Origin of the sequence: Kitasatospora sp. NPDC091257 (assembly GCF_044757675.1) — a bacterium.
GTDB lineage: Bacteria > Actinomycetota > Actinomycetes > Streptomycetales > Streptomycetaceae > Kitasatospora > Kitasatospora lactacystinica.
Genome location: NZ_JBIVVI010000274.1, coordinates 1 through 8,404, shown reverse-complemented (window position 1 = coordinate 8,404; position 8,404 = coordinate 1). Strand labels below are relative to the sequence as shown.

The 8,404-nt window shown below is 73.3% G+C and carries 8 protein-coding genes; 5 read left to right on the top strand and 3 right to left on the bottom strand.

Annotated elements, in window-relative coordinates; translation table 11 throughout:
- Positions 1-1,081, bottom strand: a 1,081-nt coding sequence (locus ACIQOV_RS15350) for a hypothetical protein (protein ID WP_401048785.1), incomplete at its 3' end; no start/stop codon positions are given.
- A 284-nt stretch (positions 1,082-1,365) separates the two neighbouring features.
- Here ACIQOV_RS15350 and paaK point away from each other — a divergent pair.
- From paaK to ACIQOV_RS15335, 3 genes are all read left to right on the top strand, one after another.
- The gene (gene paaK, locus ACIQOV_RS15345) at positions 1,366-2,700 is read left to right on the top strand and encodes a phenylacetate--CoA ligase PaaK (protein ID WP_401048783.1); all 1,335 of its coding nucleotides are present in this window, start codon (positions 1,366-1,368) and stop codon (positions 2,698-2,700) included.
- A 107-nt stretch (positions 2,701-2,807) separates the two neighbouring features.
- The gene (locus ACIQOV_RS15340) at positions 2,808-3,479 is read left to right on the top strand and encodes a class I SAM-dependent methyltransferase (RefSeq protein ID WP_380631234.1); all 672 of its coding nucleotides are present in this window, start codon (positions 2,808-2,810) and stop codon (positions 3,477-3,479) included.
- A gap of 179 nt (positions 3,480-3,658) precedes the next feature.
- Positions 3,659-5,065 (top strand): pyridoxal phosphate-dependent aminotransferase, encoded by a 1,407-nt coding sequence (locus ACIQOV_RS15335; RefSeq protein ID WP_401048782.1) that lies wholly within the window; start codon positions 3,659-3,661, stop codon positions 5,063-5,065.
- A gap of 89 nt (positions 5,066-5,154) precedes the next feature.
- On the opposite strand, the gene ACIQOV_RS15330 is transcribed toward ACIQOV_RS15335, so the two are convergent.
- On the bottom strand, positions 5,155-6,618 hold the full coding sequence (locus ACIQOV_RS15330) for an aminopeptidase P family protein (protein ID WP_401048780.1): 1,464 nt from the start codon (positions 6,616-6,618) through the stop codon (positions 5,155-5,157).
- Positions 6,619-6,731: 113 nt separating this feature from the next.
- On the opposite strand from ACIQOV_RS15330, the gene ACIQOV_RS15325 reads away from it, so the two are divergent.
- Complete coding sequence (locus ACIQOV_RS15325) at positions 6,732-7,349, top strand: helix-turn-helix domain-containing protein (RefSeq protein ID WP_401048778.1); 618 nt, start codon at positions 6,732-6,734, stop codon at positions 7,347-7,349.
- A gap of 78 nt (positions 7,350-7,427) precedes the next feature.
- Positions 7,428-8,066: a hypothetical protein gene (locus tag ACIQOV_RS15320; protein ID WP_401048777.1), complete on the top strand. Its 639-nt coding sequence runs from the start codon at positions 7,428-7,430 to the stop codon at positions 8,064-8,066.
- Between the two features lie 118 nt (positions 8,067-8,184).
- Here the strand turns inward: ACIQOV_RS15320 and ACIQOV_RS15315 are convergent.
- Positions 8,185-8,404 (bottom strand): GNAT family N-acetyltransferase (locus ACIQOV_RS15315; protein ID WP_401048775.1); only part of this gene is annotated, 220 nt, incomplete at its 5' end.

Genomic DNA, 8,404 nt, shown 5'->3' with positions numbered 1-8,404 from the left:
CGTGCCCGGCGAGCTCTGGATCGGTGGTGACGGCGTCGCTCGCGGCTACCGCAACCAGCCCGCCCTGACCGCCGACCGGTTCGCCCCGGACCCGGGTGAGGGCGGCGGCCGGGCCGAGCCCGTCGGCCCAGGTCTCGACGGCCGGGCGCCAGGTGTCGCGGACCTCGGCGGCGGCCGGGCCGGGCCGGCCGCGGAAGACCGGGCCCTGGGCGCCGCCGTCCTGGCGGGTGATCAGGCCGTTCCGGGCGAGGGCGTCCAGCCAGCGGGCGACGCGGGGGCGCTGGGCGGGGGTGACCATGGCCGCGGCGAGCACTTCGGCCTCGGGGTGGCCGCGGGCGGGGTCGGTGAGCACGCCGCTCTGCTGGAGGGTGTGCAGCAGTGCGGCGAGTACGGCCCGGTCGAGCTGGGCGCCGAAGTCGCGGACCTGCGCGGCGGTGATGCCGATGCTGTGCTTCCATGCGGCGGCCGTGGCGTTCTCGGCGTCGGCGCGCAGCCGGCGGTCGGCGGCCTCGGCGTTGCTGGCGGGGGCGCGGACGTGGGCGAGGACGGCCCCGAGGGCGTCGACGGCGGTGTAGACGTCCTCCTGTCGGGGTTCGGGGCCGACGTGCAGGACCAGGCGCAGCGCGCCGAGGTCGTGGGCGGTGAGGTCGGGTTGCCGGCTGAGGGGCCAGAGCAGGGCGGAGGGCAGGCTGAGGTGGGTGGTCCGGGCGGCGGCGACGGCCCGGAGCTGCTGGTCGGGCCGCTGGTCGGGGTCGCCGCAGTGGACGGTGCCGCCGGCCAGGAGGGTGGCGAGGGCGAGGTCGACGGCGAGGTCGGTCACGGGGTGGAGCACGGTGTGCCGGATCGGGGGCGTGCCGAGGACGCCGGCCCAGTAGCGCAGCCGCTGGTCGGCGGCCCGGGCGGCGGAGGGTGGGAGTGCGGCGTGCTCGGCGACGCGCCGGGCGAGGGCGCGGGGCAGGCCGCCCGGCGGGGAGACGCCGAGCAGCAGGCCGATGCCGCTGATCGCGCGCCCGTCGGCGACGACGGCGGGTCGGTCGCCGAGTTCGCGCAGCGCGCTGACCAGGGCGGGAGTCGTGGGCACGGTGATCACTCCGGGGTGCGGGGCGGAAACCGCACTACTGAACCATGGGGGCGGGGCGGTGAAGGCCGGTCGCAAGTCAAACTTCTGTAATGATTTTCATATCGGACAGCCAAGCTGTCGAGGTGAAGTCACCTCGAAGTGGTCGGAACTTCACATTCCGGAAGCCTCGTGCGATCCCTTGACAGGTGGTTCGGGTACTGGATCAATGGAGCGAACAGGGCTGACCGAACGATCGGTCGGTACCCCTGGCAGGGGAACTCCGGCCGAGCAGCGAAGGAGCGACGATGACCGGCACCGCACCCGTCCCGCACCGACACCTCGGGGAGCCGATCCCGCCGGAGCTCCTGGACGCCGGTGAGCGGATGACCCCGGACGAGCTGCGCGCCCACCAGCTCACCCGGCTGCGGGCCACCCTGCGGCACGCGTACGACAACGTCGAGCTCTACCGCCGCAAGTTCGACGCCGCCGGGGTCCGCCCCGAGGACTGCCGCACCCTGGACGACCTCGCCCGCTTCCCCTTCACCACCAAGGCCGACCTGCGCGAGGGCTACCCCTTCGGCATGTTCGCCGTCCCGATGGAGCAGGTCCGCCGGATCCACGCCTCCAGCGGCACCACCGGGCTGCCGACCGTGGTCGGCTACACCGACAACGACCTCTCCATGTGGGCCGACGTGGTCGCCCGCTCGATCCGCGCGGCCGGCGGCCGGCCCGGCGACAAGGTGCACATCGCCTACGGCTACGGGCTGTTCACCGGCGGCCTCGGCGCCCACTACGGCGCCGAGCGGGCCGGCTGCACCGTCATCCCGGCCTCCGGCGGCATGACGGCCCGCCAGGTGCGGCTGATCCTGGACTTCGAACCCGAGATCATCATGGTCACCCCGTCCTACCTGCTGACCCTCCTGGACGAGTTCGAGAAGCAGGGCGTCGACCCGCGCGGCACCTCGCTGCGGGTCGGCATCTTCGGGGCCGAGCCCTGGACGGAGGAGATGCGGCGCGAGATCGAGGAACGGCTCGACCTGCACGCTGTCGACATCTACGGCCTCTCCGAGGTGGTCGGCCCCGGCATCGCCCAGGAGTGCGTGGAGACCAAGGACGGGCTGCACATCTGGGAGGACCACTTCTACCCGGAGATCGTCGACCCGTTCACCGACGAGGTGCTGCCGGAGGGGGAGGGCGGCGAACTGGTCTTCACCTCGCTCACCAAGGAGGCCCTGCCGATCATCCGCTACCGCACCCGCGACCTCAGCCGGCTGCTGCCCGGCACCGCGCGGCCGGCCTTCCGCCGGATGGAGAAGGTCACCGGGCGCAGTGACGACATGATCATCCTGCGCGGGGTGAACGTCTTCCCGACCCAGATCGAGGAGATCCTGCTGCGCACCCCGGGCGTCGCGCCGCACTTCCAGCTGCGGCTCGGCCGGCAGGGGCGGCTGGACCACATGACCGTCCGGGTGGAGGCCCGGCCGGAGGCCTCCGACGAACAGCGGGCGGCGGCGCGGGCGGCGATCGTCCGCGCGGTGAAGGACGGGGTGGGGATCACCGTCGCGGCCGAGGTGGTGGACCCGTACACGCTGGAGCGCTCGGTCGGGAAGATCAAGCGGGTGGTGGACGAGCGCGGGTGAACCCGCCCGGCGCCCGGCGCCCGGCGGCCCCGCAGCCCTGCCGTCGTCCCGTCGTGCGGGCGCGCGGGCGTGCGCGGGCACCCCGCGCGGGCTCTATGCTGCGGGGCATGCCGAGTGAGCTGCGCACTCTTCAGCCCGCCGAGGACCTCGCCTTCGTCCGGCGGGAGACCGAGCTGAAGCCCGTCCCCTTCGTGCCCGAGATCAGCCTGCACATGGCCGAGGACGCCATCGCCCTGTGGGAGACCACCGAGCGGGCGCGCGGGGAGGACGGGCTGCCGCCGCCGTTCTGGGCCTTCGCCTGGGCGGGCGGGGTGGCGGTCGCCCGCTACGTGCTGGACCACCCCGAACTGGTCGCCGGCCGTACGGTGTTGGACGTCGCGGCCGGCTCCGGGCTGGTCGGGGTGGCCGCCGCGCTGCGCGGGGCCACGGACGTGCGCGCCGCCGAGATCGACGCCTACGCGGTGGCCGCGATCGGGCTGAACGCCGAGGCCAACGGGGTGCGGGTGGACGGCGCCCTGGTGGACCTGGTGGACGGCGACGGCGGTCCCGCCGAGGTGGTGCTCGCGGGCGACGTCTTCTACGAACGGGCCATGGCCGCCCGCTTCCTGCCCTTCCTGGAGCGGGCCGCGGCGCGCGGCGCGACCGTGGTCGTCGGCGACCCGGGCCGGGCCTACCTGCCCCGCGAGCGGTTCACCGCGGTGGCGGCCTACCAGGTGCCGGTGGTCGCGGACCTGGAGGACACCGCGGTCAAGACCACGACGGTGTGGCGGCTCGGCTGACGGTCGAGGGTGTGGCGGCAGGGGCGCCGTCCGGACGGCCGCCGAGCGCTGGCGGCCGGTTCCGGGGCATGGTCGGCTGGGAGCGATGCGTGTGCGAACGGCATCGTCCGGCATCGTCCGGTGTCGTTCGGCACCGTTCCGGCGCACCGCCGGACCCGCTCACCCGACAGGGGACCACCATGACCACCACCGTGAACGGACTCAGGCTCGGCCCGCCCCAGGCGGTCGCCGACCTGCACGCCGGCCTGCCCGACTTCGAGCAGGCCCTCGCCTTCTACCACCAGCACCTGGCACCGGACACCGCGATCGACCTGTCCGTCGCGGAGAACGTCCTGCTGTACCACCACTCGATGCAGCGGGACGTCTTCGACAAGGTCCGGCTGATCCCCGAGGCGAACATCAAGTACATGGCCCCGGTCGGCATACCGTGGCTGCGTCAGCAGGTGGCGGACCTGCTCACCCGGGCGTTCGGCCGTACGGTCGCGATGGACGACGTGTTCGGCTGCGCCGGGGTCTCCTCCGCGCTGGAGTGCATCGCCTTCGGGCTCATGCGGCGGCAGGGGACGGGCGGCGAGCCGCTCAAGCCGGGGGACGAGGTGCTGATCCCGGCGCCGTACTGGCAGGGCTTCAACTGGTCGTTCCAGGAACGGCCCAAGCTGAAGTGCGTCCCGGTGCACCTGCCCACCCACGGCGAGGACCGCTACCGCCTCACCCTCAACCTGATCGTGAACGCCTACGAGGCGCGGAAGGAGGCGGGGCACAACCCGCGGCTGCTCGTCCTCACCAATCCGCACAACCCGTTGGGTGTCAACTACCCCAAGGAACTGCTCGACGAGATCTACGACTGGGCGCTCGCGCACACCGATCTTCACATCATCTCGGACGAGATCTACTGTCATTCCCAACTCGACACCGGTACGACGCCGTTCACCAGCGCGATGGCCCTGGAGGCGTACCAGGGGCACGCCGACCGGATCCACGTGGTCTGGGGCTTCGCCAAGGACTTCGGGTTGTCCGGCTTCCGCACGGGATTCGTCGTCTCGAAGAACGAGGCCGTGCACCGCGCCATGCTCGGCAGCGACGACCCGGCCGAGCAGACCCGCGCACTGCCCTGGTTCACCCCGTTCGACTCGCTGAAGACCTACGTCGTCGGGGAACTGCTCAGGACCACCGTCGAGGGGGAGCCGTACCCGGCGTACGCGATGCGCGAGTACCGCACGCTCCTGAGCACGAGCTTCCGCAGGACCAAGGCCGCCCTGGACGCCGCCGGGATCGAGTACGTCCACCGGGACGGCGACAACGCCGCGATGTTCTTCTGGCTCGACCTCAGCAGGTACCTCGGCAAGCGCGCGCCCGGCGAGCACGTCAACGGGCTGCCGGCCATCGGGCCGGACGGGCTCGATCCGAACGAGGAGTGGCTGTTCCGCTACCTCGCCGCCAAGCCCACCGAGGTCTCCCTGCTGCCCGGCGGGACCATGCACAACGCGGAGCCGGGCTTCTTCCGGCTCTGCTTCACCAGCCGGATGCCCGAGGACGTCGAGGCCGCGGTGCGGCGGCTCGCCGAGGCGCTGGCGCAGCTGAAGTAGCCGACGTAGCTGTAGCCGTGGCTGGGGCCGTGGCTGTGCGGCACCGGGCGCGCCCGGTGCCGCTTCAGCTGTTTCAGCCGTCCAGCGACTCAGCCGCGCAGGCGGGCCAACCAGGCCTCGACCTCGTCGGAGCGGCGCGGGAGGCCGGCGGAGAGGTTCTCGTTGCCGTCCTCGGTGACGAGGATGTCGTCCTCGATCCGCACCCCGATGCCCCGGTACTCCTCCGGCACCGTCAGGTCGTTCTCCTGGAAGTAGATGCCCGGCTCGACGGTGAGCACCATGCCCGCCACGAGCGGGCCGTCGACGTGCTCCTCGGTGCGGGAGTGGGCGCAGTCGTGGACGTCGATGCCCAGCATGTGCCCGGTGCCGGCCAGGGTGAAGCGGCGGTGCAGGCCCAGCTCGTACACCTTGTCCGCGCTCAGGTCGCCGAACAGGCCCCAGGAGGTGAGGTGCTCGGCGAGTTCGCGCTGGGCGGCGTGGTGGAAGTCGCGGAACTGCCCGCCCGGCCGCACGGCCGCGATGCCGGCCTCCTGGGCCGCGTACACGGCGTCGTAGACCTTGCGCTGCAGCTCGGTGAAGCGGCCGCTGACCGGCAGGGTGCGGGTGACGTCGGCGGTGTAGAGGTGGTTGGTCTCCACGCCCGCGTCGAGCAGCAGCAGGTCGCCGGGCCGGGCGTGCCCGCTGTTGCGCACCCAGTGCAGGGTGGTCGCGTGCGGGCCGGCCGCGGCGATGGTGCTGTAGCCCACGTCGTTGCCCTCGACCCGGGCCCGGACGAAGAAGGTGCCCTCGATCAGCCGCTCGGCGGTCTCGGTGTCGGTGCCGAGGACGCGCACCACGTCCTCGAAGCCGCGGGCGGTGGCGGCGCAGGCGAAGCGCAGCTCCTCGATCTCGAACGCGTCCTTGACCAGGCGCAGCCCGGACAGGAAGACCTCGAACTCCTCGTCCCGCTCGGCGACCGCCCGGTCCGCGAGGGCCTCCTCCACGCCCGCGTCGTGGCGGCGCAGCACCCGCGCCGGGCCGGTGGCGGCGCGCAGGTCCGCGCGGACGGCGCGCACGTCCCGGCAGGGCAGGCCGAACAGCCGCTCGCTCTCGGTCAGGCTGTTGCGGCGGCCGTCCCACAGCTCGCCGTGGCCGTCCAGCCAGAACTCGCCGTTGTCGACGCGGGAGCGGTCGCGCAGGTAGAGCACGGCCTCGTGGCCGCCGGCGCCGGTCGGGGTGAGCACCAGGACGCCGTCCTGGGACTGGTCGCCGGTCAGGTAGGCGTAGTCGGAGGAGGGGCGGAACGGGTAGTCGGTGTCGTTGGCCCGGACCTTGGGGTTGCCGGCCGGGACCACCAGAAGCTCGCCGGGGAAGGCGGCGGACAGCTCCGCGCGGCGGCGGGCGGTGTGTGCGGCCTGGGGGACGGGCTCCAGGGCGGTGCGCTCGGTGTCGGCCCAGCCCTGCGTCATGCTCTCCGCGAGCTCGTCCGTGACCCCGCGGGTCAGGCCGTTCTTCCGGTACTTGATGGTCTCGGCGGGCTCGGTGGTCTCGGCGGGCTCGGCGGGCTCGGTCACTGAAGGTCTCCTGGTGAGGGTGAGGGAAACGCGGTGCTTCGCTACGCTTCCCCGTCCGTCGGTGTGCGTCCCGTACGGTATATCGAACAGTGCCGGGTGAGAAGAGGTCGAGAGTGAACGATGCCGAGGAATCCGTCCGGGGCGTCCTCGCCGCCAACCTGAAGCGGGTGCGCGCCCAGCGCGGACTGTCGCTGTCCGAGCTGTCCCGGCAGGCCGGGGTCGGGAAGGCGACGCTCTCCCAGCTGGAGTCCGGGGCCGGGAACCCGACGCTGGAGACGGTGCTCGGGCTCTCCCGGGTGCTCGGCGTGCCGATCTCCGACCTGGTCGAGGGCCGGCCGGGCGGCGAGGTCACGGTGGTGCGCGCGGCCGAGACCGAGGTGCTCAGCGGGCGGGGTGTCGACCTGCGCCCGCTGCGCCGGATCGAGTCCGGGGACGCGGTGTTCGAGCTGTACGACCAGGTGGTGCGCACCGGAGCCGCCCAGGACTCCGGGGGGCACACCGGCACCGAGCACACCGTGGTCCAGACCGGTCGGCTGGGCGTGCGGGTCGACGGGCGCGAGATCGAACTCGGCCCCGGCGACTACATCGGCTTCGACGCGGCGCTGCCGCACGCCTACACCGCGCTGGACGGCGACCAGGTCCGCTCGGTGCTGGTGCTGCAGTACCGGGCCGAGCAGCACGGCCACCTCGCGGAACCGGTCCGGCCGGCCTCGTGGGGGCTCTGGCACTGAGCGGGTGGAACGGGTTCGGCCGCGCTGCCCGGTCGTTCGGAATACCGAACGGTTGATCCGTGCGCCATGATGATCACCATGACGGACGCACTCACCTGGCTCGCCGAACCCCAGTCGATCGCCTACGGCGGCTACAGCGTGGTCCTGGCCCGCGGCCTGGAGCCCGAGGAGCTCGTGGCCCGGATCGCCGAGGCACTCCCGGGGTGCACCGCGCGCCCGCTCGGCGAACTCACGGCGGACGACCTGGTCGAGGAGTACGAACTCGAATTCCCCGGCGACGTCGAGGACATCGGGCTGCGCCACGGGCGCACCGGCGACCTCGCCTTCGCGGTGGTGTACGGCTACTGGCAGGGCGAGCTGAGTGTGTCGCCGTCCGCCTCGCGCGGCGGCGCCGAGGTCTACCACCTGGAGTTCGAGGAGGAGAACGGCAAGCCGGTGCCGCCGTTCTTCCGCGGCTGCCGGGACGGCCGGGAGACCTGTTTCCTCAACCTCCACCTGGACGCCAGCTGGGGCCCCGACGGCGTCCTGGGCGAGCCCGCCACCGTCGCCGCCCTGACGGCCGACCTGGCCGCCGCCGGGCTGCCCGACCACGACCGGGAGAACGACGACCTCCACCGCACCTGCCTGGAGGTGCTCGGCCGCCACTTCGGCCTCACCCTCCCGCGGGCCCTGGTGCTGGACGGCGCGCTCCCGGCGGTCCTGCTGGAGACCGACTGACGGGGCGGCCGGGCGACCGGTCGGCGCCGTTCCGCCGCGTTCCGCGGCGAGGCGCCGCCGGCGGGAGCCCTTGAGGGACGCCCCGTGCCCCGCCCCCCGGTGCCCCGCGGCCGTCCCGTCAGCGGTCGGCGGTGCGCAGGTCCAGGTGGTACCGGTCCGACCGGGTGCCGTCCCCGCGGTGCGTCCGCCGGTCGAGGAGGAACCCCGCCCGGTGCGCCACCGCGGCGGAGGCGGTGTTCTCCGGCTCCACCTGGATCACCGCCTCCACGCCGCCCTCGGCGGCCGCGTACCGGGCGGCCAGGAGGACCGCCCGGGTCGCCAGGCCACGCCCCCTCCAG

What these genes read in the sequence shown, in the direction of transcription:
- ACIQOV_RS15340 (WP_380631234.1), top strand. Translation starts at nt 2,808, where the DNA reads ATGCCGAGTGAGCTGCGCACTCTTCAGCCCGCCGAGGACCTCGCCTTC.
- ACIQOV_RS15335 (WP_401048782.1), top strand. Translation starts at nt 3,659, where the DNA reads ATGACCACCACCGTGAACGGACTCAGGCTCGGCCCGCCCCAGGCGGTC.
- paaK (WP_401048783.1), top strand. Translation starts at nt 1,366, where the DNA reads ATGACCGGCACCGCACCCGTCCCGCACCGACACCTCGGGGAGCCGATC.
- ACIQOV_RS15320 (WP_401048777.1), top strand. Translation starts at nt 7,428, where the DNA reads ATGACGGACGCACTCACCTGGCTCGCCGAACCCCAGTCGATCGCCTAC.